Below are 24,893 nucleotides of genomic sequence, written 5' to 3'. Positions count from 1 at the left end.
GGCGTATCTTACACGCGTCTTTGATACAAAAGATGACGTCGATACACCGTCCCGCCAGGCGTGTTGCACAAAAGTGAGGCGCACCTCACAACTGATACGCCGCGCCGCCGAGGCGCGGTTTGTCATGGGGCTGCTGCGCAGCCCAACTCACCACCTGCCAGATCGTTATCTGGCTTTAGAGCGGACCTCAGGTCCACCAGTAGCGCACAAGATGAAAGAAGATCGGCGCCGCAAAGCACACCGAATCCAACCGATCCAGCATCCCGCCGTGCCCTTCGATCATATGCCCCCAGTCCTTCACGCCCCGGTCGCGCTTGATCGCCGACATCACGATGCCGCCGGCAAAGCCGAGCAGGTTGATCAGCAGCGCAATCAGGAACGACTGCCACGGGTTGAACGGCGTGGTCCACCACAGGGCTGCGCCGATCAGGGATGACAGGAGAATCCCGCCGACGAAGCCTTCAACGGTTTTGGAGGGCGACAGGTTGGGTGCGATCTTGTGCTTCCCGAACAACTTCCCACACACGTACTGCAGCACGTCCGACAGTTGCACCACGATCACCAGGTAGGCAATCAGCAACAGGTTGCGGCCTTCGTAGCCAGGGATGTCGAGGGTGAGCAGGGCGGGCACGAAGGATACGCAGAACACTGCGATCATCAGGCCCCATTGCACTTTCGAGGCACGTTCGAGGAAGTGCGTGCTGTCGCCACCCAGGGAGGCGAGGATCGGCAGCAGCAGGAACACGTACACCGGGATGAAAATCGAGAACAGCCCGTACCAGTCCGAATAGATCAGCAGGTATTGCAGCGGCAGCGCAAGGTAGAACGCGGCGACCAGCGCGGGATAGTCGCTGCGGCGGGTGGGGGTGAGCGTGAGGAATTCGCGCAGGGCGTAGAACGAGACGGCGTAGAACAGCAAGATCACCGCGCCGGTGCCGAGCCAGAAGGCGATGCCGATGACCACCACCATCACCCACCAGGCGTTGATGCGGGCGTTGAGGTTGTCGATCACCGCGTTGGGCGTACCACGGGTGCGCAGTTTGAGGATCAGGCCGATCAGCGAGGCCAGCACCAGAATCGCGCCGATACCGCCGAACAACATCAGGGTTTGGCTATCCATGTCAGACGTGCTCCGGAGCAAGGGCGAGCAGAGCATCGCGGGCACGGGCCAGGAAGGCGGCTTTGTCTTCGCCGTCTTCCAATTGCAGCGGGGCGCCGAAGCTGGTGGTGCACAACAAAGGCAGCGGCAGCACGCGGCCCTTGGGCATGACGCGGTTGAGGTTGGCGATCCACACGGGGATCAACTCGGCCTGTGGGTAACTTTTCGCCAGGTGATAAAGGCCGCTTTTGAACGGCAGCAGGCCGTCTTCGAGGTTGCGCGTGCCTTCCGGGAAGATGATCAGCGAGTCGCCGCCTTCCAGGGCGTCGAGCATCGGCTGTAGAGGGTTATCCACAGGGTCCTTGCGTTCGCGGTCGATCAACACGCCGTTGAACACCCGGTTGATGATGTAGCGGCGCAGGGCGCTTTTGTTCCAGTAATCACTGCCGGCCACCGGGCGCGTGAATTTGCGCAGGTTTTGCGGCAATGACGCCCAGAGCAACACAAAGTCGCCGTGGCTGCTGTGGTTGGCGAAGTAGATGCGTTGCACCGGCACCGGCGCGCACCCAAGCCACAGGCTGCGGGCGCCGGTGACGGTGCGGGCCATGGAGGTAATCAGCGTGGCGACCACGGGTTCGAACATGGGGATTCCTTATCCGGCGAAAGGCAGCCAAGGGCTGGCGAGGATCACGCCCAGGGTCAGCAGCGCTTGCGCGCCGAGCAGCCAGGCTTGTTTGCGCAACAGTTTGAGCGCGCCGCGACGGCGTTCAGCCCAGGGCCGGCCAATGCGCTTGGCCGATTGCAGGCCGAGCGTCACCAGAGCCTGGTCGAGGTCCGGCGTGCGCTTGATATCGCGAGCCAGCAGGGCGAACAGGTCGGCGTCGAACGCCACGCGCAGCGCCCAGTACTTTTGCAGCAGCCCGAGGATAATCATCCACAGGCTGAGCAGCAGGCAGATGATCGAAATACTCGCCATCAACAACTGCGCCATGCCGAACAGCACACCGGCCAGGGTCAGGCCTGTGGATAACTGATCCAGCGAACGGCCACGACGCAGCAGGCTGGCGACCACCTGCAGTTCCATATCAGCGGGCATGGGGCAAACCCTCCAACGCTTCTCGGTGTGCGGGGCGCAGGACCACATCGGTCCGTGCTGTAAGAATGATAGACAGCGCTTGCTCTACCGTCGCAGCGCGCCGGGTGTGCAGCAACCAGGCGGCGACGGCGGTAGCGCTGCGCGAGTAGCCGAGGGCGCAGCACACCAGCACGGGGCCGCTGGCGCGCAGACGCTCGATGGCTTGGGCGGCTTGCAGGCATTCGGCAGGCGTGGGCGCGATCAGGTCCAGTACCGGGATGGATTGATAGGCCCGCCCCTGTGGATTAATCGGTAATTCGGCACACAGATCGACGATGGCCTTGAAGGGCACTTGCTCGCTTGTGGCAGGAATACGCCCCAGCCAGATGTTATCCACAATCAGGTCGGGCTGTGGATGCTTGCGTGTCCACAGGCGCGAGTTGATCCAGGCGGCGGCCAGATAGGGTGCATATAGCCAGCGTGCGGCGGGCGTCTGTTGGCCGTCAGTGCGTTTCTGGAAGCCCGAAGCCCCCAGCACCAAGTAATTGGCCTTGATCAAGGCGAGGGAAACCGCCGGCCACAGTAGCCACAGCCACCAACCGCCCAGTACAAACGCTGGAATCGCCAACAGTACCGCGCCAAGCCCATAGCGCACGCCCAACCGCCAGCGCTTGGGATCTCGCGTCAGCCGTGCACTCAACAACGGGCTCGGATGTTCCACCGGCCACAGCCACACACAAATCCACCCGGCGAGGGCGCCTGTGGGTAAGTCGATAAAGTGGTGTTGATAAGTGGTCAGCACCGAAATGCCGATCAACGCGAACCAGCCATGCGCCAGCCAACGCCATACGCCTTGGGTGTGGCGCTGGTACATGACCCACAGGATCACCAGCAGCGCGATGTGCAGCGAGGGCGCCTGGTTGAACGGTTTGTCGAACCCGGCCAACACCGCAAACAGCCAGCCAAACACACCATCCAGTTCCGGCCGTTCGAAGGTAAAGCGCAACGGCCAGAGCAGGAAGCAGCTCACGGCAATCACCTGGGCACTCAGCAAGCGCAGTGCATGTTGCTTCAGCTCATGCCGGGTGTTGGGCAACAACAACGAAAAACCATAAAGCAGGTCGATGGACCAGTAAGGCACGATCGTCCATGCCCAGAACGGCATATGGGTTTCCCAGCCGAACACCAGCGTGCCGACGTCGCTGCGCTGGCTGGTGACCCAGGTGGCAAAGCCGTAGGTGCTGAAGAACAGCGGCGCCAATAGCAGCAGCCACAGCACCGCGGGTTTCAATAAACCGGGTTCGCGCATGTTCAGATCTTCTGTGCCAGGGACACGGTGAAAATGCCCCACTCATCCACACGCTGGGTGATTTTGCGGAAACCGGCCGCCTCCACCAGTTGATCCATTTCCGCCTGGCTGCGCCGGCGCATCACCCAGGCCTGGCCCTGGCGGTGGCTGGTCAGGGCTCGGGCGATCAATTCCAACTGCGGGTGCCACGGTTGGCCGGTGTAGACCAGGTAACCGCCGGGCTCCACCGCTTCGGCCAGCCCGGCCAGCGAACCGCCGACCATGCCGTTATCGGCAAACAATTCATACAGCCCGGACACCACCGCCAGGGTCGGCTTGGGGTCGAGTGCCGCCAGGTCCAGGCGATCAAACGCATCACCTTTGACGAACTGCGCGATATCCCCCAAACCCTTCTCGCGAATCAACGCGCCACCGTCGCGCACGTTGATGTCGCTGTAGTCGCGCAGCAGGATCGATTCCGGCAGCGGCGACACGCCCTGCAAGGCTTCCAGGATGTAGCGACCGTGGCCGGCGGCGATATCCACGATGCGCACTTCACGATCTTCACCGCGCAACTTGGCCATGGCCAGGCGCAGCAGTTCCTCCACATTCAGCTTGCGCTGGCGAATACCACGCCAGCCGATGGAGTTGAGGTAATTGGTGTCGATCATCCGCCCCAGCCCGCCTTTGCCGGTAGGCGTGTTGCGGTATACGTAGTCCAGGGTGCTGCCGGAGTCGAAACCGGTATCGAAGCCCAGTTTCACCCCGTCCGACAGGTTCTTGCCCAGGCCCATGCTGGCGCGGGTCATGCGCCAGTACAGGTCGCGCAGGGAGTTGCGCGGCAGCGGTGCGGCCAGGGCTTCGGATTCGGCGCAGGTGGCGCCGAGTTTGTCGGCGTCCAGCAGCGAAGCGCGATCCAGCGGGTGTTCGAAGTTCTGCAGGATGAAGCGCCTGGCGCTGCTCACAGCGGTGGCGCGATCACGTTCGCCGAGGGTGTCGTGGAAGAAACCGGGGAGAATGTGCAGCTCTTTTTTCAGGCTGCCCAGGCGGTCGAAGAACTGTTGCTGGGGCTTGCGGTGCACCACAAAGTCGGAGCCGGAGACCAGCAACTGGGTCGGCACCTGGATCGCCTGGGCATCGGCTACGACCCGGTCGGCGGCTTCGTACAGGCCCAGCAGCACATTGACCGAAATGGCCTTGGTGATCAGTGGGTCGCTGTCGTAGGACGCCACGCGTTCCGGGTCATGGCTGAGGAACCTGGCCTTCACGTAGCTGTTGACGAAAAAGTTGCCGCGAAACTTGCGCATCAACGCCAGGCCCGGCCGGGCGAAGGGCACGTAGAGCTTGACCTTGAACGCCGGGGAGGCAAGCACCAGCGCGCGGATTTTCGGTGCGTAATCATGCACCCAGGTCGCGGCAATCACCGCGCCGACGCTTTGCGCGACGACGGCAAAATTTTCTTCCTCGATGGCGTAAGTGGCGCCGATGTGGTCGCAGAAGGTCTGCACATCGCGGGCGCTGGTGGCGAAGCTGGGGCTGTCGCCGCGCTCGCCGGGGGATTGGCCGTGGCCGCGGGCGTCCCAGGCGAAGAAGTCGAATTGCGGCAGGTTCAGCTCATCCACCAGGTGGGCGATACGCCCGGAATGCTCGTGGCCGCGATGGAACAGCACGATGGCCTGGCGCTGACCGGTGGTTTCCGTGGCCGGCCAGTGCCGATAAAAAAGCTCGACGCCATCATGGGTACTGAAGGTGTGCTCTTGCTGTTCGCGCATCGCAAAAATCCTTATGCAATCGGTGAGGTTTCTTGTTGTTCTTTAAGGCCCTGGCGCACCCGGTTGACCAGGGTGTAGGCGAGCAGGGCGGCCACCAGCCACATCACCGCGTCGACCCAACCGACGCCCAGCCAGCCCAGCGCCACGCCGGTGGCCAGTACGCCGAGCACAAAGGCACGATCACTCTTGCCCATCGGTCCGTCATAGCGGCGCGAAGCACCGACCATCGGACCGAGCACACCGGCGTACTCGCTGAACACCGCCAGCAGCGCCACCAGCAGCACCGGCACCAGGCTCACACCTGGGATCAGCGCGAATGGCAGGATCAGCGCGCTGTCGGCGATTACATCGCACAGCTCATTCAGGTAGGCGCCCAGGCGCGATTGCTGGCCGAATTCCCGGGCGAGCATGCCGTCGATGGCGTTGAGCGCCATGCGCAGGATCATCCACAGCGGGATCAGCGCGAACAGCCACAGGTGGGTGGCGAAGCTGGCGATCAGCAGGCCGACCAGCAGCGAAATCACGCCGGCCAAAACGGTGATCTGATTGGCGGTGGTGCCGTTGTCGTAGAGGCGCTGCACCAGTGGACGCAGCAGGTTTTGAAAACGCGGCTTGAGCTGATAGATCGAAATCATGGGGGGTGACGCTTCCTTGTCCGTGAGCCCGCGAAAAACTGTTCTGGAGTGTGACGATAATTCGTTGCCGGCACTAGTGATGGCTCGCGTTTATGGGGGGTTAATCACGATCTTGACGGTGCGGTAGATCAAATGTGGGAGGGGGCTTGCCCCCGATGGCGGTGGGCCAGTTGATACCGGTGTTGGATGACACACCGCTGTTGGGGACAAGCCCCCTCTCACACGGGAACGGTGTACCGCTTAAAGCAATGTTTTTCGAACAAAAATTTCACGCTCCGTGTTATATCGTAACGAATTATGTACACGTGAGCGTTGAGTGGATGCAAGTGGATCTGGAAGCTGACGGCGCTTCGGTGGAAGGCCTTCCGCGTTTTCAACAAGGGTCGTTTCATGCCCGTCGATTGCGCCAGGCTGGTATCAGCCTGACGGTGCTGGCCGTTGCCGGTTGGGTGCTGGCGCTGTTTGTCGCGCTGTTTGCACCGCTGTCGATCTGGCCGGTGGTGTTGATCAACTGTGCGTCGGCGTTGCTGCTGCTGGTGGCCGGGTTGCAATCGGCGTGGTGGGTGGCGGACTGGCGCGCCCAGGCGATGGAGCAACCCGCGGCTGAAGTGCCGCTTGAAGACCCCGGCCGCTATGCACGGCTGATGCAGCGTTTTGGCACGCAGATCGGCACACCCGTGTTGTGGCTTGGCGGCTGGGCGTTGCTGGCGTTGATCAGCATTGTCGAGTTCTGGAACCTGGGGTTGCCCGCTGCACCGGTCGGCCAGTCGGCCAGCATCGGCGCCGCGCTGGCGTTGGCCCTGGCGTTTGGCTTGCTGGTGTTCGAACGTCGCCTGGCCCAGGAAACCGCCGCGCAATGGCCGGAAGCCGGGCAGCTCGCGCAGTTGAGTCGGGTGGCGATTGTGTGCCTGGTAGTCAGCGCGATTTGCCTGCTGTTCGCTGGTGCCGAGTCCATCTGGCCATTGCGCCTGGCGGTGTTGATCGGCCTGCTGCCGGCACTGGTCTCGCTGGAGTTTCTACTGAGGGCCGTGTTGTCGCTGTTCAGCCCACGCCAGCCCCGCCTTGAGCCCCGCCTGATGGCGCACAGTTTCATCGCCGGGCTGCTGCGCTGGCCGCCTCAACCCTTGCTCGCCTTGCAGCACGAATTGCACAACCGCTTCGGCATCGACCTGCGCCAGATCTGGGCGTTCACCTACATGCGCCGGGCGTTCCTGCCGGTGCTGCTGGTGGTGCTGGCAGTAGGTTGGGCACTGACCGGCGTGCATGAAGTGCCGCTGCAAGGCCGTGGGATTTATGAACGCTTCGGTAAACCCATCCAGGTATTCGGCCCCGGTTTGCATGCCGGCCTGCCCTGGCCGTTGGGCCGCGTGATCAGCGTCGAAAACGGCGTGGTGCACGAGCTGGCCACCAGTGTCAGCGACGCCGCCGCGCCGGAGTTGACGCCCGCCGAAGGCCCGGCGCCGCTGATCGCCAACCGCTTGTGGGACGCCAGCCATGTGAACGACAAGTCCCAGGTGATCGCCAGCAGCAGCGGCGACAAGCAGGGCTTCCAGATCGTCAACATGGACGTGCGTTTCGTCTACCGCATCGGCCTCAGCGACCAGGCCGCGCTCGCCGCCACCTATAACAGCGCCAATGTGCCGACCCTGATCCGCAGCACCGCCAGCCGCATCCTCGTACATGACTTCGCATCGCGCACTCTCGACGAATTGCTCGGCGAGCAACGTACAAGTCTCGCTGACGAAATCGGCCGTGCCGTGCAGGCCGACCTGCAAAAGCTCGACAGTGGCGTGGAAATCCTCGCCACGGTGGTCGAGGCGATCCACCCGCCGGCCGGTGCCGCCAACGCCTACCACGGCGTGCAAGCCGCGCAGATCGGCGCCCAGGCGCTGATCTCCCGCGAGCGCGGCGCGGCCAGCGAGCAAACCAACCAGGCCTTGTTGCAAGCCAGCACCGCCCGCGACCAGGCCACGGCCAGCGCCCGCGAAGTGAACGCTGGCGCCCAGGCGGCCGACCTGCGTTTTGCCGCTGAACAAAAGGCCTATGCCACCGCCGGGCAGGCGTTCGTGCTGGAACAGTACCTCGGCCTACTCAGCCAGGGCCTGGCCCACGCCAAGCTGCTTATCCTGGATCACCGCCTGGGCGCCGATGGCGCGCCGACGATCGATCTGCGTTCTTTTACCTTGCCGGCCGATCCTTCGCTGCCGCGTAAAGCCGTTCAATAAGGAGTCGGTCCGTTGAGCGCTCATTCCCACGATCACGGTCATCATCATGGCCATCACCACCATCATCATCACGGTGACGAGCACGCTGCCGGCCCATTCCCCTGGCGGCGCATGGCCTGGGCGGCGTTGCTGGTGCTGTTTGCAGTTGCAGCCGCCAGCCTGGTGCAGGTGCGGTCCGGCGAGGCCACGGTGATTACCCGGTTCGGCAACCCGGCGCGGGTGCTGCTGGAGCCCGGCCTGGGCTGGCGTTGGCCGGCTCCGTTCGAAGCGGCGATCCCGGTGGATTTGCGCCTGCGCACCACCTCCAGCGGTCTGCAGGATGTGGGCACCCGCGATGGCCTGCGCATCATCGTGCAGGCCTACGTGGCGTGGCAGGTACAGGGCGATGCGGACAATGTGCAGCGCTTCATGCGTGCGGTGCAGAACCAGCCTGATGAAGCGGCGCGGCAGATCCGCACCTTCGTCGGCTCGGCGCTGGAAACCACGGCGGCCAGCTTCGACCTGTCGAGCCTGATCAACACCGACGCCAGCCAGGTGCGCATCGCTGATTTCGAAGCACAACTGCGCCAGCAGATTGATCAACAATTGCTCAATACTTACGGGGTGCGTGTGGTACAGGTCGGTATCGAACGGCTGACGCTGCCGTCGGTCACCCTGACGGCCACCGTCGACCGCATGCGTGCCGAGCGTGAAACCATCGCCACCGAACGCACCGCCGTGGGCAAGCGCGAGGCGGCGCAGATCCGCTCTGCCGCCGAGCGTGATGCGCGCATCATGCAGGCCGATGCCACGGTGAAAGCCGCCGATATCGAAGCGCAATCCCGGGTCGAAGCCGCGCAGATCTACGGCCGTGCCTACGCCGGCAATCCACAGCTGTATAACCTGCTGCGCTCGCTGGATACCCTGGGCACCGTGGTCACGCCGGGCACCAAGATCATCCTGCGCACCGACGCTGCGCCGTTCCGTGCCTTGGTAGACGGGCCGAAGGACATCCAGCCATGACCGAGCGTGAGAGCCCGGACAGCCCATGGATCCAGGCCGGGCGCCTGACGTTCCTGGCGCTGTACGCAGTGACGGTGCTGGCGGCACTGGCCTGGGCGTTTTCCAATGTGCGCCAGATCGACCCGCAGAACCGCGCCGTGGTGCTGCACTTCGGCGCCCTCGATCGCATCCAGAATGCCGGGCTGTTGCTGGCGTGGCCGCAGCCGTTCGAGCAGGTGGTGCTGTTGCCGGCGGCTGACCGGGTGATCGAGCGTCGGGTGGAGAACCTGTTGCGCTCCGATGCGGCGACCCAGGCCGACCGCGTAGCCAGTTTCGCCACGCCGCTGAGTGACGCACTGGCCGGCTCCGGGTACCTGCTGACCGGCGATGCCGGCGTGGTGCAACTGGATGTGCGGGTGTTCTACAAAGTCACCGAGCCTTACGCCTTTGTGTTGCAGGGTGAGCATGTGCTGCCGGCCCTGGATCGACTGGTGACCCGCAGCGCCGTGGCCCTGGCCGCCGCACGTGACCTGGACACGATCCTGGTGGCTCGCCCCGAACTGATCGGCACCGACAACGGCGCCGCCGAACGTCGCGAACGGCTGCGCGGCGACCTGGTGCAAGGCATCAACAAGCGCCTCGTGGAGCTAGCGTCCACAGGCTTGGGGTTGGGCATTGAAGTGACTCGCGTCGACGTGCAGTCGAGCCTGCCGGGCCCGGCGGTGAATGCCTTCAATGCGGTACTCACCGCCAGCCAGCAGGCCGACAAGGCGGTGGCCAATGCGCGCACCGACGCCGAGAAACTCACCCAGACCGCGACCCAGCAGGCCGACCGCCTGGTGCAAGTCGCCCATGCCCAGGCCAGTGAACGCCTGGCCAATGCCCAGGCGCAAACCGCCACCGTCGCCAGCCTGGCCCAGGTGAAAGACCCGGGCTTGCTGCTGCGCCTGTACCGCGAGCGCCTGCCGAAGATTCTCGGCCAGGCTGGTTCCGTGACCACGGTCGATCCGAAAGACGACGCCCGCTTGATCATCCAGGGAGCCGAACAATGAGCGCACCCATGCTGACCTCTGCAGAACAGCGCAGCGCTGCCCGGCAATTGACCCTGGCCATGTTGGCCCTGGGGTTGCTGGTGCTGGGCCTGGTGTGGCGCTGGCTGGCGCCGGACCAGAGCGGTGTGAGCCAGTTGCTGCTGGGTGTCGCATCGCTGTTGGTGGCAGTGCCGGTGATGCGTTCGGCGTGGTACAGCCTGCGATTCCCCAGCCTGCATGGCATCACCGACCAACTGATCGCCCTGGCCATGCTCGGCGCCTGGGCCACGGGTGACCTGCTGACCGCCGCGTTGCTGCCGATCATCATGATTTTTGGTCATGTGCTGGAAGAGCGCAGCGTGATCGGCTCCCAGGAGGCGATCCATGCCCTGGGCAAGCTGACCCGCAGCCATGCGCGTTTGGTGCAGGCCGATGGCAGCATCCGGGAAGTAGACAATGGCACGCTGAATACCGGTGACATCGTCGAGGTGCGTGCTGGCGACCGAGTGCCGGCGGATGGCGTGGTGCTGTCAGGCCAGGCGAGCCTGGACACGGCGCCGATTACCGGTGAGTCGGTGCCGTTGGAAGCCAGCGTGGGTGTGCAGGTGTTTGGCGGGGCGATCAACCTCGATGGGTTGCTGCGCCTGCAGGTGACCCGCACCGGTAACGAGTCCACCCTGGGCAAAGTCATCGCACTGATGCAGAACGCCGAGCGTTCCAAGCCGCCGATCACGCGGTTGCTGGAGCGGTACGCCGGCAGCTATATGGTGTTGGTGCTGCTGCTGGCGGCGGTGACCTGGTTTGTGACCAATGATGCCCAGGCGATGCTTGCCGTGCTGGTGGCGGCGTGTCCGTGTGCGTTGGTGCTGTCGGCGCCGGCCACGGCGATTGCCGGGATCGCCGTGGCGGCACGGCATGGGATTCTGATTCGCAGCTCGGCGTTCCTCGAAGAACTGGCGGACCTGACCTCCCTGGTGGTCGACAAGACCGGCACCCTGACCTATGGCACTCTGCGTCTGCACGCCATCGACACCACGGCGCCGGACCGGCAGGTGTTGTTGAACCTGGCGGCGAGCCTGGGTTCGGCCAGCAGCCACCCGGTCAGCCGGGCGTTGGCGGGGTTGGCGACGCAGGAACAGATGCTGGCGTTGACGGACATCCGCGAACGCCAGGGCCTCGGCGTGGTGGCGCAGACCGATCAGGGCGAAGCGGCTCTGGGCCGCCCGGAATTGTTCGAGCAGTTGGGCATCGCGACCACGCCGGTGCCGAACCACGATGGGCCCATCGCCGGGCTGGCGTTGGACGGTCAGTTTCTGGCCTGGCTGTTGCTGGCCGATAGCGTCAAGCCGGAGGCCCGCCAGGCCCTGCAAGAGCTGCGCGACCTTGGCCTCGGTCGTCAACTGTTGCTCACCGGCGACCGCCAGAGCGTCGCCGACAGCCTCGCGCTGGATGTGGGCATCAGTGACGTCGAAGCCCAGGCCCTGCCGGAAGACAAGCTCAACCGCGTGCTGGGTGAAATCGGCAGCGGTTTCCGGCCGATGGTAGTGGGGGATGGCATCAATGATTCGCTGGCGCTCAAGGCCGGTGTGGTCGGCGTGGCCATGGGCGCGGGCGGGGCGGATATCGCCCTGGCATCGGCGGATGTGGTGTTGATCGGCAGCGACCTGCGGCGCCTGGGGACGTGCGTGCGCTTGAGCCGCCAGTGCCGGCAGACGTTGCAGGTCAACGTGATTATCGGTCTGGGCTGGACCTTGGCGATCGTTATATTCGCCGCGTTTGGCTGGTTGGGCGCTGCCGGGGCGATGATTGCTGCGGTGTTGCATAACCTCAGCACCTTGCTGGTCCTGGGTAATGCCGGGCGCTTGCTGCGCTTCCAGGAGCCCCTTTTGAAGCTTGAAGAATAATTTCAGAAATTTTTGCGCACCCCTGTAACGCGGATGAGGGACCTCACTCTAGTGGTGTGTCGAGACTGAACAATCCGTTCAGCCCGACACCCCTACTGATCGTTGAGGAATACAAAAAATGAACATCAAAAATGCCGTTTCCGGTGCTGCCCTGGCTATCGCTGCCGCCACCATGTTCGCCGGTGTCGCTACCCAGGCACAGGCCGCCGACGCTACTGTTCATTGCTACGGCGTCACGTCCTGCAAAGGCATGAACGATTGCAAGACCGCTGAAAACGCCTGTAAAGGCCAGGCTGTCTGCAAAGGTCACGGTTTCAAGGCCATGACCAAGGCCGCCTGCGACGCTGCCGGCGGTAAGGTCGGCGAGTAATCGCAAGCCGAGTGCAACCGCAGCGAGCCTTCAAGCCGCTGCGGACACTTTTCCAGGAGTCCGCAATGGCCATGTCTCTTCCCTTCCTGGGTTACGGCCTGGGTTTACGCAACGAATACTACGAACAGATCCTTGAACAATCGCCGGCTGTGGATTGGTTCGAAGTGATCTCCGAGAATTACCTGGTCCAGGGCGGTAAAGCCTTGTACTACCTGGACGCGATAGCCGAGCGTTATCCGCTGGTGATGCATGGGGTGTCCCTGTCCATCGGCGGGCCCCATGCCCTCGACACCGACTATCTTAAGCAGATCAGACAGCTCGCCGAGCGTATCCAGCCGGCGTGGGTGTCCGATCATCTGTGCTGGAGCCGCGGCAGCGCCCACCAGTTGCACGACCTGCTGCCGTTGCCTTACACCGAAGAAAGCCTCTACCACGTGGCCGCCCGCGTGCGCCAAGTGCAGGACGTGTTGGAGCGCCCGCTGGTGCTGGAAAACGTCTCCAGTTACGTGCGTTCCAAGGCCGATGAGTTCACCGAGTGGGAATTCCTCAACGCCCTGGCCCACCTGTCGGGGTGCCAGTTGTTGCTGGACGTCAACAATGTGTACGTCAGCTCGCGCAATCATGGCTTCGATGCCTGGACGTTTATCCGCAACCTGCCGCCGCAGAGCATCCGCCAGCTGCACCTGGCCGGGCACATGGACTACGGCGACTACGTGGTCGATACCCATGACCATCCGGTGTGTGACCCGGTGTGGGACCTCTATCAACAGACGCTGGAGCACCTGGGGCCGGTGTCGACCCTACTGGAGCGGGACGACCATTTCCCACCCTTCGAAGAGTTGCTTACCGAGCTCAGCAAGGCCCGTGAACTGGGCGCCATGGCGTTGGCCAGGAGATCGTTATGCGCCTGACCGATTGGCAGCTGGCCTTCGAACAGCACCTGTTATCCGAAACACCTGTAGCCAACAGTGGCTTCGCCGCGACCCTGCTGGGCGGGCCGACGCTGGATGTGGACACGGGCCTGGCGATTTATCACAACGCCTATATCTCGCGGTTGCAGGACGTCTTGCGGCATGACTTCAGCGCCATTCTCTATTGGCTGGGGGATGACGAGTTTGCCGCGCTGACCGAAGCCTATGTGCGCCGCTACCCCTCGGCCCATTACAGCCTGCGCTGGCTGGGCGAGCGTTTCCCGACGTTTATCCTTGAGCATCTGGTAGCGGAGCAAGGTGTGCCGCTGGCGGAGCTGGCGCGGTTGGAGTGGGCGTTTACCCTGGCATTCGATGCGCCGCAGGGCGAACCGCTGACCCTTCACGACATGGCAAGCCTGGCGCCTGAAGACTGGCCGGGCCTGCAGGTGACGCTGGCGCCCTCCGTGCAACAGGTCTTCTGCCGCTTCAATACCGTGGCGATCTGGCGAGCCAGCAAGGATGAGTCAGACTTCCCCCATAGCCAGGCCCTGGATCCGGTGCAGATCTGTCTGGTATGGCGGCACCAGAATGTGTGCCACTACCGCAGCCTGGAACCTGCAGAAATCTGCGCCCTGGCAGGCATGGTGACCACCGGCTGGCGTTTTTCAGAACTGTGCGCGGAACTGGCAGTCACTTATGCAGAGGGTGCTCCACTGCAAGCCGTGACGTGGCTGAAACAGTGGGTCCAGGATGGTTTGCTCGAGCGCCGAGCCCCATAGAGGACCGCTATCAAATCGATAGCCTCCTACTTTGTCTTCGGATGGTCTACCCTCACAGCAGACGTCTGAAACAAGGGGGGACTACTCATGCTCGCGCAACTTCCACCGGCCTTACAGAATCTTCAGCTACCGCTGCGTCTTCGACTCTGGGATGGCCATGAATTCAACTTGGGCCCCGAGCCCAGTGTGACCATCGTGGTGAAGGACCCCACGGTCGTTAACAAACTGACCCATCCCACGCTCGATTCACTGGGCGAAGCCTTCGTCGAGGGTAAATTGGAGCTGGAAGGCTCCATCTCCGAGGTCATCCGGGTTTGTGACGAATTGAGTCACGCCCTGATCGAAGACGACGAGGGGAGTCGTCCGGTGCGCTCGATCCACGACAAGGCCACTGACGCAGCGGCTATTTCCTACCATTACGACCTGTCCAACGAGTTCTACCAGCTGTGGCTGGACCAGGACATGGCGTACTCCTGCGGTTATTTCGAAACCGGCAGCGAATCCATCGACCAGGCGCAACAAGACAAATTCCGCCATCTGTGCCGCAAGCTGCGGCTGCAGCCGGGCGAGTATTTGCTCGACGTAGGTTGTGGTTGGGGTGGGTTGGCGCGGTTTGCTGCGCGGGAGTTCGGGGTCAAGGTGTTTGGTATCACCCTGAGCAAGGAGCAGTTGGCTCTGGCCCGGGAACGGGTGAAGGCCGAGGGCCTCGAAGACCAGGTGGACCTGCAATTGCTCGACTACCGCGACCTGCCGCAAGACGGCCGTTTTGACAAAGTGGTGAGCGTGGGCATGTTCGAACACGTCGGCCACGCCAACCTGGCGCAGTACTGCAAGACCCTGTTCGGCGCCGTGCGCGAAGGCGGCCTGGTGATGAACCACGGCATTACCGCCAAGCACACCGATGGCCGCCCGGTCGGTCGTGGCGCCGGGGAGTTCATCGAGCGTTATGTGTTCCCCAACGGTGAGCTGCCGCACCTGGCGATGATGACCGCCGAGATCAGTGAAGTCGGGCTGGAAGTGGTCGACGTCGAGAGCCTGCGCCTGCACTACGCGCGTACCCTGGACCATTGGAGCGAGCGCCTGGAAGACAACCTGGAGGCGGCGGCGAAGATGGTGCCGGAGCAGGCGCTACGCATCTGGCGCCTGTACCTGGCCGGTTGCGCCTATGCGTTTGCCCGGGGCTGGATCAACCTGCACCAGATCCTGGCGGTGAAACCCCATGCCGATGGCAGCCATGACCTGCCGTGGACGCGGGAAGATATCTACCGCTAACCCCGTTTCTGCGAAAAATGAAGGTCCAAGTGTGGGAGGGGGCAAGCCCCTCCCACAGGGTTCACCGCAGTGTGTTAAAGAATCGGTGAAATAAGCCGCGCGACTCGCATGCCCAGTTGTTGCAGGCGGCGCGTCTCGCGGCTCTCTTGCTGGCTGACCTCATGGGCCAGGGCAAAGTCGTCCAGCAGCATCAGCTCCACTTCCCGGGCGAAGGCTTCGTCGACCGTCAGCAACATCACTTCGAAATTCAGCCGGAACGAGCGGTTGTCCATGTTCGCACTGCCGATGGCGCTGATTTCGCTGTCCACCAGTACGACTTTCTGATGCAGGAAGCCCGGCGTGTAGCGGAACACCCGTACACCGGCGCGCACGGCTTCGATCGCGTAAAGGCTCGATGCCGCGTAAACGATGCGATGGTCGGGCCGTGAGGGCAGCAACAGGCGTACATCGACCCCGCGCAGCACTGCCAGGCGCAGGGCGGCGAACACCGCTTCGTCGGGGATGAAGTACGGGCTGGTGATCCATACGCGTTCGGTCGCCGCATGAATGGCCTCGACAAAAAACAATGAGCAGGTTTCATACGGGTCGGCGGGACCGCTGGCGAGCAATTGGCAGAGCACGCCGTCTTCCGGGTAGGCGTCCGGCAGGATCAGCGGCGGCAGCTCGCGTGCAGCCCAGAACCAGTCTTCGGCAAACGACTCTTGCAAACACGCCACCACCGGGCCGGTTACCTGCACATGGGTATCGCGCCACGGCGCCAGCGGTGGTTTCTTGCCCAGGTATTCATCGCCGACGTTATGCCCGCCGACAAACCCGGTGATGCCATCCACCACCACGATCTTGCGGTGGTTGCGGAAATTGACCTGGAAGCGATTGAGCCAGCCGCCGCGGGTGGCGAACGCTTTGACTTTCACCCCGGCGTCCCGCAGCGATTGCACATATCGGTGGGGCAGGGCGTGGCTGCCGATGCGGTCATAGAGCACGTGGATGTCTATGCCTTCAGCCGCTTTTTCCTTCAACAGCGCGTGCAATTGGCGGCCAAGCTCGTCGTCATGAATGATGAAGAACTGGAACAGCACCGCCGTCCTGGCGTTGCGAATGGCCTCGAAGATTGCGCTGAACGTGGCCTCGCCATTGATCAACAAGCGCACTTCATTGTTGGCCAGGCACGGCATGCGGCCCAGCTTGGGCATGGCGCGCAAAGAGGTGTACGCGCTGGAGTTGCGCGCCGCGAGGGCTTCCTCGACCCAGGGGCGCCAGTTCAGCGCGGTGATCGCGGTGTGCATTTCCTGGTTGGCCTGGCGGCGGGCCTGGATGTAGGCGTCGAACGTGCTGCGGCCGAAGATCAGGTAGGGGACCAACGTGAGGTAGGGCATGAACATCAGCGACAAGGCCCAGGCGATCGAGCCTTGGGCGGTTCTGACGGTCAGCACCGCGTGGATCGCGGCGAGAGTCCCGAGAAAGTGCAGCGTGGCGATGAAGTAGGCGAGCAGGTGCGGGCCAAAGAAATCCATGGACGACGGTACTCCAGGCAATCCAAGTGCCTAACAGACCATGTCTGCTTACGAATGTCGCTATTTTATTTGCCGTGCAACACTAGCGCCCTGGCGGCGTCTAACGCCCAACATCAACCAGGAGTTACCCGATGAATGCACGTCTGCTGTCTTTAGCCATGGTTATGGGGTTGTCGCTGCCGGTGGCCGCACAGGCGCAGATGCTGGCGCCGGGCTTGTGGGAATTGACCACCAGCAATATGAAAGTCGATAACCAGGACCTGCCGGACCTGTCGCTGATCCTTGGTCAACTCAAGCAACAAATGACCCCCGAACAGCGCGCCATGCTGGAAAAACAAGGCATCACCATGGCCGGCAAAGGCGTGCAGGTGTGCCTGACACCGGCGCAGGTCGCCTCTGATTCTATCCCGTTGACCGACCCGCAATCGGGCTGCAAACAGCAAGTGACGGACAAGACCGGCAACCAGTGGAAATTCCGCTTCAGTTGCCCGAAAGCCCAGGGCACGGGCGTGGCGACCTTCCAGAGTCAGAAGGAATTCACCACTACCGTCAACGGCACCTTCAATGCCACCGGTATCCAGCAAAAGGGCAGCCTCGACAGTCACGCCCAGTGGCTGGGCAACGATTGCGGTACGGTCAAGCCTCGCGCTTAACGCAGGAAATGCAATGGCAGGCCCTGGCAACTGTCGACTACCTGACCGTTGTGCCAGGCCAAGTGGCCGGAGACCAGCGTGGTGCTGACGCTATGACGAAAGCTGCGCTCGGCGAAGGGGGTCCAACCGCAGCGGGCCAGGATCGGCTCGCTGCTCACCGGCTTGCCGTGGGGCTCGGGTTTGATCAGCACCAGGTCGGCCCAATAGCCTTCGCGTAGGTAACCCCGATCCGGGATGGCGAACAGGTCGGCCACGCGATGACTGGTCTTCGCCACCAGCGTGGTCAGCGGCAGATGCCCGTCAGCCACCAGTTCCAACAGCGCCGGCAGCGCGTGTTGCACCAGCGGCAGTCCGGACGGCGCCTCTCGGTAACCCAATTGTTTTTGCCCCCAGGTGTGCGGCGCATGGTCGCTGCCAATCACGTCCAATCGATCACTCAGCAAGGCCTGGCGCAAGGCGTCGCGGTCGGCACGACTCTTGATCGCCGGATTGCATTTGATCTGGTGGCCGAGGCGGTGATAGTCGCGGTCGTCGAACAGCAGGTGGTGCAGGCAGACTTCGGCGGTGATGCGTTTTTCGGCCAGGGGCTTGTCGTCGAACAGCGCCAGTTCGCGGGCGCTGGTCAGGTGCAGCACATGCAGGCGCGTGCCATGGCGCCTGGCCAACTCCACGGCAAAAGATGAGGAGCGATAGCACGCCTCGGCATCGCGGATCAGTGGATGCGCGACGGCGGGAATATTGTCGCCGAAGCGCTCGCGCAGACGTTGTTCGTTGGCCTGGATACTCGGCGTGTGTTCGCAATGGGCCAGCAGGATGGTTGGCACTTCGGCGAACAGGCGCTCCAGGATCCGCGGGTCATCCACCAGCATATTGCCGGTGGAAGCTCCCATGAATACTTTCACCCCGGCGACTTCACGCGGGTCGAGGGCGGCGACGGTGTCGAGATTTTCGTTGCTGACACCAAAGTGAAAGCCGTAGTTGGCCACCGAGTGCAGGGCGGCACGGCGTTTCTTGTCGGCCAGCGCTTGCAGGTTCAAGGTGGCCGGGTTGGTGTTGGGCATGTCCATGAAGCTGGTGATGCCGCCGGCCACCGCGGCGCGGGATTCGCTGTAGAAGCTGCCTTTGTCCGGCGCGCCGGGTTCGCGAAAGTGCACCTGGTCATCGATCATGCCCGGCAGCAGCCACTGGCCTTGGGCGTCGATTTCCACCGGTTCGTTATAGCCGTCAAGGCTGGCGGCGATCTTCTCGATACGGCCATTGGCGACCAGTACATCGGCGTCGAACTCCTGGCCTTCATTCACCAGACGGGCATTGCGAATCAGCACGCGGCTCATGGCTCAGAACTCGTTTTGCAGGGCTTTGTAGCCACGCACCAGATCGACGTTGGTACGCGCCACGTCTTCGGAAAACTCCGAGGCGCTCACGCTGACCGGCGGGAATTGCGACAGGTCGGTGGCAGGCCCGATGCGGGTGGTGGAGGGCACGTAGAAGGCGGCGGGCAAATCGCGACCGTCGACCACCGAGTTGTGACGCACCACGCAGCCATCACCCACGGCGCAGTTGAACAGCACACTGTTGAAGCCGATGAACACACGGTCGCCGACGCTGCAGGGGCCGTGGACGATGGAGCGGTGGGCGATGGAAGTGAACTCGCCGATGGTCACCGCCGCGCCGGATTTGGAGTGGATAACCACGCCGTCCTGGATGTTGGAGTTGGCGCCGATGGTGATCGGGTCCATGTCCCCACTGGCGTCGACTTCATCGGCGCGGATCACCGCGTAAGGGCCGACGAAGACGTTCTCGCCGATGATGACCTTGCCGCAGATGATTGCGGTCTTGTCGACGTAGGCTGATTCGGCAATGACGGGAAGATCGCCGGATGGGTTCTTGCGGATCATGCTGAGGGCTCCGTGATGATGTGAACGTAGTCGCCATCGATAGCGTTGTAGAAGCAGGTCGGTCGACCGGTGTGGCAGGCCGGGCCCTGCTGGTCGACGATCAGCAACACCGCGTCGCCGTCGCAATCCAGGCGCGCCTCGACCAGTTGTTGCCAATGGCCGGAGCTTTCGCCTTTACGCCATAGCTGCCGACGCGAGCGTGACCAGTAGCAGGCTTGCCCGGTGGCCAGGGTTTCGTTTAGGGCCGGGCGGTTCATCCAGGCCAGCATCAACACTTCACCGCTGCCGTGTTGCTGGGCGATGGCGGCGATCAGGCCGTCGCTGTTCCAGGGCAGGGCGTCGAGCACCTGTCCAAGTGGAAAGCGGCTGCCCACGGCAGCCCCTTCCAGATCGAGCATGCTCAGGGTCATGGCTTGCCCAGGGCCGCGCACAAGGTGTTGAGGTTGTATTCGAACAGCCCGGTAAAGGTGCTGGCCGGACCTTGCGCGGCGAGGGCGTCGGAGTACAGCGTGCCGCCGATCTGCGCGCCACTTTCGTCTGCGATCTGCTTGAGCAGGCGCGAGTCCTTGATGTTTTCCATGAACACCGCTTTGACCTTGTCTTTGCGGATCTGGGTGATCAGCGCGGCGACCTCGGCGGCGGACGGTTCACGTTCGGTGGACAGACCCTGGGGCGCAAGGAACTCAATGCCGTAGGCCTGGCCCAGGTAGCCGAAGGCGTCATGGGAGGTGACGATGCGGCGGTTGCCTGCTGGCAGCGCACCAAACTTGGCCTTGGCTTCGGCCAGAAGGCGGTAGATTTCTTTCAGGTAGGCCTGGCTGTTGCGCAGGTAGTCAGCCTTGTTCGCCGGGTCGGCGGCGACCAGCGCCTTGGTGATGTTGTTCACGTAGATTTCGGCGTTGGCCAGGTTGTGCCAGGCGTGGGGGTCGGGGATCGTTTCGCCGTCCTCTTCCATGGTGTGGGAAATCACGCCTTTGCTGGCGGTGACCACGGTCGCCTTGGTTTCAGTGCTGGCCACCAGCCGGTCCAGCCACGGCTCGAAGCCCAGGCCGTTCTTGATGATCAGCTTGGCCTTGAGCAGCGCCTTCGCGTCGTCCGGCGTTGGTTCGTAGGTATGGGCGTCGGCGTCAGGGCCGACCATGTTGCTGATCTGGATGTGATCGCCGCCGATCTGGTGGGTGATGTCATCGAGAATACTGAAACTGGTCACCACCTGGAGTTTGGCGGCGGCCTGGGCCATCGACAACGGCAGCAGCAGACTGAACAGCACGAGTAAAGCGCGCATCGGGAAACACCTCATTGGGATGTAAGGGAGGGCGGGCGGCGCAGCAAGCCGTGCACCGGACCGAAGACCACGGACAGCAGATACCCGGCACCCGCCACCAGCACGATGGCCGGGCCGCTGGGCAACGAGTAGTAGAACGACAACAACAAACCCAGCCACACCGACAGGCTTCCCAGCACCGCCGATACCGCGATCAACACCGGCAGGCGCCGGCTCCAGAAACGTGAAGCGATGGCCGGCAACATCATCAAGCCCACCACCATCAAGGCGCCGATGGCCTGGAAACCGATCACCAGGTTCAGCACCACCAGGGTCAGGAACAACCCGTGGGCCAGTGGGCCGAGGCGGCTGACGGTTTGCAGGAACAGCGGATCGAGAGTGTCCAGCAGCAACGGTCTGTAGATCACCGCCATGGCGATCAGGCTGAACCCGGAGACCCAGAGCATGCCGGTGAGGGTGGTTTCATCCACCGCCAGGGCCGAGCCGAACAGCAGATGCAGCAAGTCCAGGCGCTTGCCGGCGATGCCGAGGATCAACACGCCGGCGGCGAGGGAGATGGGGTAGATGGCGGCGAGGCTGGCGTCTTCACGCAGGCCGGTGCGACGGGTGATCCACGCGGACAGGCCGGCCATGCTCAAGCCGGCGCCGAGGCCGCCGATGGTCAGGGCCGGCAGGCTGAGGCCGGCAAACCAGAAACCGAGTGCGGCGCCGGGCAGGATGCCGTGGGCCACGGCGTCACCGATCAGGCTCATGCGTCGCAGGATCAGGAACACACCCAGCGGTGCAGTGCTGCAGGCAAGTACCAGTCCGCCGATCAACGCACGACGCATGAACACGAAGTCGAGGAAGGGCATCCACAGGTGGGCGGCGAAGTGCATCAGGCCACCTGCATTTGGGGCTGTGGGCGGATCAGCTCTTTGCTGGGGCCGAACAGGCAGCCGGTATTCTTGATCTGCACCACGTGCTGGGTGTGATGGCGCACGGAGGCAAGGTCATGGCAGACCACGATCAGCGTACGGCCTTGATCGTGCCAGGCGTGGATGTGTTTCCAGCACAGCGCCTGGCCTTCTTCATCGAGGGCGGCGTGGGGTTCATCGAGCAGCAGCACCGGCGCTTCGGCCAGGCTCATGCGGGCGAGCAGGGCGCGTTGCAGCTCGCCGCCGGAGAGAGCCATCAGCGGGCGATGTTCCAGGCCGCTGAGGCACCAGTCTTCCAGCACGGCTTCAAGGCGCTGGCTGCGTTGTTGCGGGGAGAGCTGGGTGCCCCAGAAGCCGGCGGCGACCAGCTCTTGCAGGCTGATGGGGAACTGGCGGTCCAAGTGCTGTTGCTGCGGCAGAAACGACAGACCGCCACGGCGTGGAACCGCCACCGTGACTTTGCCCGCCAAGGGCTTTTGCAGGCCGGCGATGACCTTGAGCAGACTGCTTTTGCCGGTGCCATTGGCGCCGATGATGCCGGTGAGGCTGCCTTTTTCCAGAGTGAGGTCGAGGGCGGGCGTCAGTGGTTGGCCCGGGGCGCCCCAGCGTAAGGCGGTGCAGGTGATCATGCAGGGTTTCTCGTCCAGCGGCTTTCCGCCACGGCATCGTGCGCGTGCAGGCTTTCGGCGTGGATCACTTTCAGGTGGAAGGCGTTGACCGCATCCGAGCGTTTCAAGGCGAGGTTCAGGCGGCGGGCGGCGTCTTCGCAGAACATCAGGTTCTGCCCATTGGCCAGGGCGAAGGCTTGTTCGTCCGCGCGTTTTACAGCGGTTTGTACGGCGGTGCCGAGGGCGGCTTCGACGTTATCGATCAGTTCGGTGATGGGCAGGCTGGGTTGGTCGCCGTCCAGCTCGATCAGCAACTGCGCGCTGCTGCGCTGGCTGTGAGGTGTGGCGACGATGCCATTGGCGCTGCCGAGCCAGGTCAACACGTCTTCATGCTGCAGCGGGGTGTTGCCGAAGTCTTCAAGAAATTGCTGCTGAATCAATTGCCTGGCGAGGGCGGCGGAGCACGGGCAGGTTGAGGAATAGGTAACGTCAATTTTTAGTTCCACGTGGAACATCTGGTTTTCCAGGCGCGCCTGGATGCTCACCGGGTAGCCTTTCCAGCCGGCCAACGGGCTGACCAGCGCCGAGCGCTTGAGCAGCAGATCGGTATGGATACGCAGGTAGGCGTTATTAGATAAACCTTCATGACTGTCGAGAAAACGCTGCAGTACATTACGCAGACGTGCAGGTGTAAGCGGCTGCTGGTCGAGCATCTCCAGCGCCAGGTACAGGCGTGACATATGAATGCCACGGGCGGCGCCATCATCCAGGCTTACGCCGGCATCGGCAGTAGCGGCAAGACGCTCGCCGTCGATGAGGATCGGCAGGGCGATGCCGCACATGCCTACCCAGTCGAGTGGCAAAGCTTGGCGTGAAGCCTGCGCGGCGATATCCGGCAGAGTCAGCGCATTCATGAGCAGGTCCATCGTTAGTGATAATTAGACATGTTATAGTATAACAATTAGATCAACGATGAATATTCTGCTCCAACCTTTTTTCAGTCATGTCGAGTAAGGACGCTCCTTCATTCGCGGTGTTTTTTCATGTACAGACGTCAGCTTCTTAACCTGCTTCTGGCCAGTCCGCTGTTCACTTTGCCGTTTGCCGCCCATGCCACACAGATTCGCAATGCTCGCCTGTGGCGCTCGGACGACAAGCTGCGGTTGGTGTTCGACCTCAGCGGCCCGGTGCAATACAAGACCTTCACCCTGAGCGCGCCGGAGCGCCTGATCATTGATTTGAGCGGTGCCGGGCTCAGCGGTGATTTCTCTCAGTTGGCGTTGAAGAACAGCGGCATCACCTCGATTCGCTCGGGGCATTTTGGTAAAGGCGATACGCGCATCGTGCTGGACCTGGTCGCACCGATGCAGCTCAACAGCTTTCTATTGCCGCCTCAGGACGGCCAGGGTCATCGCCTGGTACTGGACCTGACCAGCGCCACCCAGGTGCCTCGCCAGATGGCCGCTGAACCTGCGCCGCGCGTGAACAAGGCCCACCCCAAGCGCGACATCATCGTGGTGGTGGATCCCGGCCACGGCGGCAAGGACCCGGGTGCAGTCGGCTCCAAGGGCCAGCGCGAAAAAGACGTGGTGCTGTCCATTGCGCAACTGTTGGCCAAACGCTTGAAGCGCGAGAAAGGTTTTGACGTGAAGTTGGTGCGCAACGACGATTTCTTCGTACCGCTGCGCAAACGGGTGGAGATTGCCCACAAGCACAATGCCGACATGTTCATCTCCGTGCACGCGGACGCGGCACCACGCATCACCGCCTCGGGCGCGTCGGTGTATGCCCTGTCCGAAGGCGGCGCGACGTCCGCCACGGCGCGGTTCATGGCGCAACGGGAAAACGGTGCCGACTTGCTCGGCGCCACCAGCCTGCTGAATCTGAAGGACAAGGACCCGATGCTGGCCGGGGTAATCCTGGACATGTCGATGAACGCTACCATCGCCTCCAGCCTGCAACTGGGCCACTCGATCCTGGGCAGCCTGGAAGGCATCACCAGCCTGCATCAGAAACGCGTGGAACAGGCGGGATTCGCGGTGCTCAAGTCACCCGACGTGCCGTCGATCCTGGTGGAAACCGGGTTTATCTCCAATGCGCGTGACAGTGCGCGGCTGGTTACCGCGCGGCATCAACAAGCGGTTGCCGATGGGTTGTTCGAAGGCTTGAAAAAGTATTTCCAGAAGAACCCACCGATGAACAGCTACATGGCGTGGGTGCAGGAACAGAAGAGCGCCCAGGTCTAGCAACCCGTTATACGGCTGCAGGTGAATTTTGCGCTGGCACCACCCGAACTGGAAAACCGGTTGAGGGTGGTCCAGCCTACGCGCCGCGTGTAGCCGACCCACGCCTCACCGTCCGACGCCAACCCGGTAAAAAAGGTCAGCTGCCCGTAGCGGCTGTTGGTCTGTGCCCAGTAGCGCTTGCCGATCACCTCGTACCCGCGCAGATACGTGGTACTGCCGACCGTCGCCACGCTGTAGGCATTGCCCAACGGGTCGACACAAGCCAGCAGGTTGGCGCTGCGCGTGCAGTGGGCCAACAGGTTGGGGGCCTGGGCGCAGGCAGGTCCGGCCGCAGCCAAAAACAGGGCGCACACCAGGTATTTCATCAGGTTTCTCGTGGCAGGGAAGTGTTCAAGCATTGCGCCCTTCGTCGTGGTGAGCAAGAGGGGAT

The 24,893-nt window shown here is 63.0% G+C and carries 25 protein-coding genes; 10 read left to right on the top strand and 15 right to left on the bottom strand.

Features of this window, described 5'->3' with window-relative positions:
- Positions 1 to 187: 187 nt before the first annotated feature.
- Genes LUU92_RS28855 through LUU92_RS28830 form a run of 6 tightly spaced genes read right to left on the bottom strand, consistent with a single transcriptional unit; the run spans position 188 to position 5,869 of the window.
- Positions 188 to 1,120: a phosphatidate cytidylyltransferase gene (locus tag LUU92_RS28855; protein ID WP_017528659.1), complete on the bottom strand. Its 933-nt coding sequence runs from the start codon at positions 1,118 to 1,120 to the stop codon at positions 188 to 190.
- 1 nt (position 1,121) lies between these two features.
- Positions 1,122 to 1,742 carry a lysophospholipid acyltransferase family protein gene (locus LUU92_RS28850; RefSeq protein WP_257102972.1) on the bottom strand — a complete coding sequence of 207 codons (621 nt, stop codon included), beginning with the start codon at positions 1,740 to 1,742 and terminating at the stop codon, positions 1,122 to 1,124.
- 9 nt (positions 1,743 to 1,751) lie between these two features.
- Positions 1,752 to 2,195, bottom strand: a complete 444-nt coding sequence (locus LUU92_RS28845; protein ID WP_257102971.1) for a hypothetical protein — start codon at positions 2,193 to 2,195, stop codon at positions 1,752 to 1,754.
- Positions 2,185 to 3,483, bottom strand: coding sequence for a phosphatase PAP2/dual specificity phosphatase family protein (locus LUU92_RS28840; RefSeq protein WP_257102970.1), 1,299 nt, complete (start codon positions 3,481 to 3,483; stop codon positions 2,185 to 2,187). Before LUU92_RS28840 ends, LUU92_RS28845 begins: the two co-directional genes overlap by 11 nt.
- Positions 3,484 to 3,485: 2 nt before the next feature.
- The gene (locus LUU92_RS28835; RefSeq protein ID WP_071490874.1) at positions 3,486 to 5,234 is read right to left on the bottom strand and encodes a bifunctional alpha/beta hydrolase/class I SAM-dependent methyltransferase; all 1,749 of its coding nucleotides are present in this window, start codon (positions 5,232 to 5,234) and stop codon (positions 3,486 to 3,488) included.
- 11 nt (positions 5,235 to 5,245) lie between these two features.
- A complete protein-coding gene (locus LUU92_RS28830) occupies positions 5,246 to 5,869 on the bottom strand; it encodes a CDP-alcohol phosphatidyltransferase family protein (protein WP_071490873.1) in 624 nt (207 codons plus the stop codon).
- Between the two features lie 320 nt (positions 5,870 to 6,189).
- On the opposite strand from LUU92_RS28830, the gene hflK (LUU92_RS28825) reads away from it, so the two are divergent.
- The 8 genes from hflK (LUU92_RS28825) to cfaB all read left to right on the top strand — a co-directional run bounded on the left by hflK (LUU92_RS28825) (position 6,190) and on the right by cfaB (position 15,342).
- Complete coding sequence (gene hflK, locus LUU92_RS28825) at positions 6,190 to 8,094, top strand: protease modulator HflK (protein ID WP_257103881.1); 1,905 nt, start codon at positions 6,190 to 6,192, stop codon at positions 8,092 to 8,094.
- Between the two features lie 12 nt (positions 8,095 to 8,106).
- Positions 8,107 to 9,096, top strand: a complete 990-nt coding sequence (hflC, locus tag LUU92_RS28820) for a protease modulator HflC (protein WP_071490871.1) — start codon at positions 8,107 to 8,109, stop codon at positions 9,094 to 9,096.
- The gene (gene hflK, locus LUU92_RS28815; protein ID WP_092241533.1) at positions 9,093 to 10,127 is read left to right on the top strand and encodes a protease modulator HflK; all 1,035 of its coding nucleotides are present in this window, start codon (positions 9,093 to 9,095) and stop codon (positions 10,125 to 10,127) included. Before hflC ends, hflK (LUU92_RS28815) begins: the two co-directional genes overlap by 4 nt.
- Complete coding sequence (locus LUU92_RS28810) at positions 10,124 to 12,010, top strand: cation-translocating P-type ATPase (protein ID WP_257102969.1); 1,887 nt, start codon at positions 10,124 to 10,126, stop codon at positions 12,008 to 12,010. The genes hflK (LUU92_RS28815) and LUU92_RS28810 overlap by 4 nt, the downstream gene beginning before the upstream one ends.
- Before the next feature lie 118 nt (positions 12,011 to 12,128).
- Positions 12,129 to 12,380, top strand: coding sequence for a BufA2 family periplasmic bufferin-type metallophore (bufA2, locus tag LUU92_RS28805; protein ID WP_071490868.1), 252 nt, complete (start codon positions 12,129 to 12,131; stop codon positions 12,378 to 12,380).
- Between the two features lie 65 nt (positions 12,381 to 12,445).
- The gene (gene bufB, locus LUU92_RS28800) at positions 12,446 to 13,291 is read left to right on the top strand and encodes an MNIO family bufferin maturase (RefSeq protein ID WP_071490867.1); all 846 of its coding nucleotides are present in this window, start codon (positions 12,446 to 12,448) and stop codon (positions 13,289 to 13,291) included.
- The gene (locus tag LUU92_RS28795; RefSeq protein WP_071490866.1) at positions 13,282 to 14,070 is read left to right on the top strand and encodes an HvfC/BufC N-terminal domain-containing protein; all 789 of its coding nucleotides are present in this window, start codon (positions 13,282 to 13,284) and stop codon (positions 14,068 to 14,070) included. Before bufB ends, LUU92_RS28795 begins: the two co-directional genes overlap by 10 nt.
- An 87-nt stretch (positions 14,071 to 14,157) precedes the next feature.
- On the top strand, positions 14,158 to 15,342 hold the full coding sequence (gene cfaB, locus LUU92_RS28790; RefSeq protein ID WP_071490865.1) for a C17 cyclopropane fatty acid synthase CfaB: 1,185 nt from the start codon (positions 14,158 to 14,160) through the stop codon (positions 15,340 to 15,342).
- 74 nt (positions 15,343 to 15,416) lie between these two features.
- Here cfaB and cls read toward each other — a convergent pair whose 3' ends face one another.
- Positions 15,417 to 16,856, bottom strand: a complete 1,440-nt coding sequence (gene cls / locus LUU92_RS28785) for a cardiolipin synthase (protein WP_257102968.1) — start codon at positions 16,854 to 16,856, stop codon at positions 15,417 to 15,419.
- A 131-nt stretch (positions 16,857 to 16,987) separates the two neighbouring features.
- On the opposite strand from cls, the gene LUU92_RS28780 reads away from it, so the two are divergent.
- Positions 16,988 to 17,509, top strand: a complete 522-nt coding sequence (locus LUU92_RS28780) for a DUF3617 domain-containing protein (protein ID WP_071490863.1) — start codon at positions 16,988 to 16,990, stop codon at positions 17,507 to 17,509.
- Here LUU92_RS28780 and LUU92_RS28775 read toward each other — a convergent pair.
- From LUU92_RS28775 to folE2, 7 genes are read right to left on the bottom strand one after another with little or no spacing between them, the layout of a single operon-like run.
- Entirely contained in the window at positions 17,506 to 18,843 is a 1,338-nt protein-coding gene (locus LUU92_RS28775; RefSeq protein ID WP_257102967.1) for a dihydroorotase, read from the bottom strand. The two genes, LUU92_RS28780 and LUU92_RS28775, sit on opposite strands and share 4 nt — an antisense overlap.
- 3 nt (positions 18,844 to 18,846) lie before the next feature.
- Positions 18,847 to 19,407 (bottom strand): gamma carbonic anhydrase family protein, encoded by a 561-nt coding sequence (locus LUU92_RS28770; RefSeq protein WP_071490861.1) that lies wholly within the window; start codon positions 19,405 to 19,407, stop codon positions 18,847 to 18,849.
- Entirely contained in the window at positions 19,404 to 19,817 is a 414-nt protein-coding gene (gene hisI / locus LUU92_RS28765) for a phosphoribosyl-AMP cyclohydrolase (RefSeq protein WP_257102966.1), read from the bottom strand. Before hisI ends, LUU92_RS28770 begins: the two co-directional genes overlap by 4 nt.
- Positions 19,814 to 20,692: a metal ABC transporter substrate-binding protein gene (locus LUU92_RS28760; RefSeq protein WP_257102965.1), complete on the bottom strand. Its 879-nt coding sequence runs from the start codon at positions 20,690 to 20,692 to the stop codon at positions 19,814 to 19,816. The genes hisI and LUU92_RS28760 overlap by 4 nt, the downstream gene beginning before the upstream one ends.
- Before the next feature lie 11 nt (positions 20,693 to 20,703).
- Positions 20,704 to 21,570, bottom strand: a complete 867-nt coding sequence (locus LUU92_RS28755; RefSeq protein ID WP_071490858.1) for a metal ABC transporter permease — start codon at positions 21,568 to 21,570, stop codon at positions 20,704 to 20,706.
- The gene (locus LUU92_RS28750) at positions 21,570 to 22,238 is read right to left on the bottom strand and encodes a metal ABC transporter ATP-binding protein (RefSeq protein ID WP_071490857.1); all 669 of its coding nucleotides are present in this window, start codon (positions 22,236 to 22,238) and stop codon (positions 21,570 to 21,572) included. The genes LUU92_RS28755 and LUU92_RS28750 overlap by 1 nt, the downstream gene beginning before the upstream one ends.
- The gene (gene folE2 / locus LUU92_RS28745) at positions 22,235 to 23,131 is read right to left on the bottom strand and encodes a GTP cyclohydrolase FolE2 (RefSeq protein WP_071490856.1); all 897 of its coding nucleotides are present in this window, start codon (positions 23,129 to 23,131) and stop codon (positions 22,235 to 22,237) included. The genes LUU92_RS28750 and folE2 overlap by 4 nt, the downstream gene beginning before the upstream one ends.
- 129 nt (positions 23,132 to 23,260) lie before the next feature.
- On the opposite strand from folE2, the gene LUU92_RS28740 reads away from it, so the two are divergent.
- On the top strand, positions 23,261 to 24,463 hold the full coding sequence (locus tag LUU92_RS28740; RefSeq protein WP_257102964.1) for an N-acetylmuramoyl-L-alanine amidase: 1,203 nt from the start codon (positions 23,261 to 23,263) through the stop codon (positions 24,461 to 24,463).
- Here LUU92_RS28740 and LUU92_RS28735 read toward each other — a convergent pair.
- Positions 24,460 to 24,828: a glutamine synthetase gene (locus LUU92_RS28735; protein WP_093120259.1), complete on the bottom strand. Its 369-nt coding sequence runs from the start codon at positions 24,826 to 24,828 to the stop codon at positions 24,460 to 24,462. The genes LUU92_RS28740 and LUU92_RS28735 overlap by 4 nt on opposite strands.
- Positions 24,829 to 24,893 lie beyond the last annotated feature (65 nt).

This window comes from Pseudomonas extremorientalis, assembly GCF_024584605.1.
Taxonomy (GTDB): Bacteria; Pseudomonadota; Gammaproteobacteria; order Pseudomonadales; family Pseudomonadaceae; genus Aquipseudomonas; species Aquipseudomonas extremorientalis.
The sequence above is the reverse complement of the archived record's forward strand: the minus strand, read 5'-3'. Positions and strand labels throughout refer to the sequence as shown.

Coding starts and splice junctions, on each gene's coding strand:
- LUU92_RS28855 (WP_017528659.1), bottom strand. CDS start 1,120: ATGGATAGCCAAACCCTGATGTTGTTCGGCGGTATCGGCGCGATTCTG.
- LUU92_RS28850 (WP_257102972.1), bottom strand. CDS start 1,742: ATGTTCGAACCCGTGGTCGCCACGCTGATTACCTCCATGGCCCGCACC.
- LUU92_RS28845 (WP_257102971.1), bottom strand. CDS start 2,195: ATGCCCGCTGATATGGAACTGCAGGTGGTCGCCAGCCTGCTGCGTCGT.
- LUU92_RS28840 (WP_257102970.1), bottom strand. CDS start 3,483: ATGCGCGAACCCGGTTTATTGAAACCCGCGGTGCTGTGGCTGCTGCTA.
- LUU92_RS28835 (WP_071490874.1), bottom strand. CDS start 5,234: ATGCGCGAACAGCAAGAGCACACCTTCAGTACCCATGATGGCGTCGAG.
- LUU92_RS28830 (WP_071490873.1), bottom strand. CDS start 5,869: ATGATTTCGATCTATCAGCTCAAGCCGCGTTTTCAAAACCTGCTGCGT.
- hflK (WP_257103881.1), top strand. CDS start 6,190: ATGCAAGTGGATCTGGAAGCTGACGGCGCTTCGGTGGAAGGCCTTCCG.
- hflK (WP_092241533.1), top strand. CDS start 9,093: ATGACCGAGCGTGAGAGCCCGGACAGCCCATGGATCCAGGCCGGGCGC.
- LUU92_RS28810 (WP_257102969.1), top strand. CDS start 10,124: ATGAGCGCACCCATGCTGACCTCTGCAGAACAGCGCAGCGCTGCCCGG.
- bufA2 (WP_071490868.1), top strand. CDS start 12,129: ATGAACATCAAAAATGCCGTTTCCGGTGCTGCCCTGGCTATCGCTGCC.
- bufB (WP_071490867.1), top strand. CDS start 12,446: ATGGCCATGTCTCTTCCCTTCCTGGGTTACGGCCTGGGTTTACGCAAC.
- LUU92_RS28795 (WP_071490866.1), top strand. CDS start 13,282: ATGCGCCTGACCGATTGGCAGCTGGCCTTCGAACAGCACCTGTTATCC.
- cfaB (WP_071490865.1), top strand. CDS start 14,158: ATGCTCGCGCAACTTCCACCGGCCTTACAGAATCTTCAGCTACCGCTG.
- cls (WP_257102968.1), bottom strand. CDS start 16,856: ATGGATTTCTTTGGCCCGCACCTGCTCGCCTACTTCATCGCCACGCTG.
- LUU92_RS28780 (WP_071490863.1), top strand. CDS start 16,988: ATGAATGCACGTCTGCTGTCTTTAGCCATGGTTATGGGGTTGTCGCTG.
- LUU92_RS28775 (WP_257102967.1), bottom strand. CDS start 18,843: ATGAGCCGCGTGCTGATTCGCAATGCCCGTCTGGTGAATGAAGGCCAG.
- LUU92_RS28770 (WP_071490861.1), bottom strand. CDS start 19,407: ATGATCCGCAAGAACCCATCCGGCGATCTTCCCGTCATTGCCGAATCA.
- hisI (WP_257102966.1), bottom strand. CDS start 19,817: ATGACCCTGAGCATGCTCGATCTGGAAGGGGCTGCCGTGGGCAGCCGC.
- LUU92_RS28760 (WP_257102965.1), bottom strand. CDS start 20,692: ATGCGCGCTTTACTCGTGCTGTTCAGTCTGCTGCTGCCGTTGTCGATG.
- LUU92_RS28755 (WP_071490858.1), bottom strand. CDS start 21,570: ATGCACTTCGCCGCCCACCTGTGGATGCCCTTCCTCGACTTCGTGTTC.
- LUU92_RS28750 (WP_071490857.1), bottom strand. CDS start 22,238: ATGATCACCTGCACCGCCTTACGCTGGGGCGCCCCGGGCCAACCACTG.
- folE2 (WP_071490856.1), bottom strand. CDS start 23,131: ATGAATGCGCTGACTCTGCCGGATATCGCCGCGCAGGCTTCACGCCAA.
- LUU92_RS28740 (WP_257102964.1), top strand. CDS start 23,261: ATGTACAGACGTCAGCTTCTTAACCTGCTTCTGGCCAGTCCGCTGTTC.
- LUU92_RS28735 (WP_093120259.1), bottom strand. CDS start 24,828: ATGAAATACCTGGTGTGCGCCCTGTTTTTGGCTGCGGCCGGACCTGCC.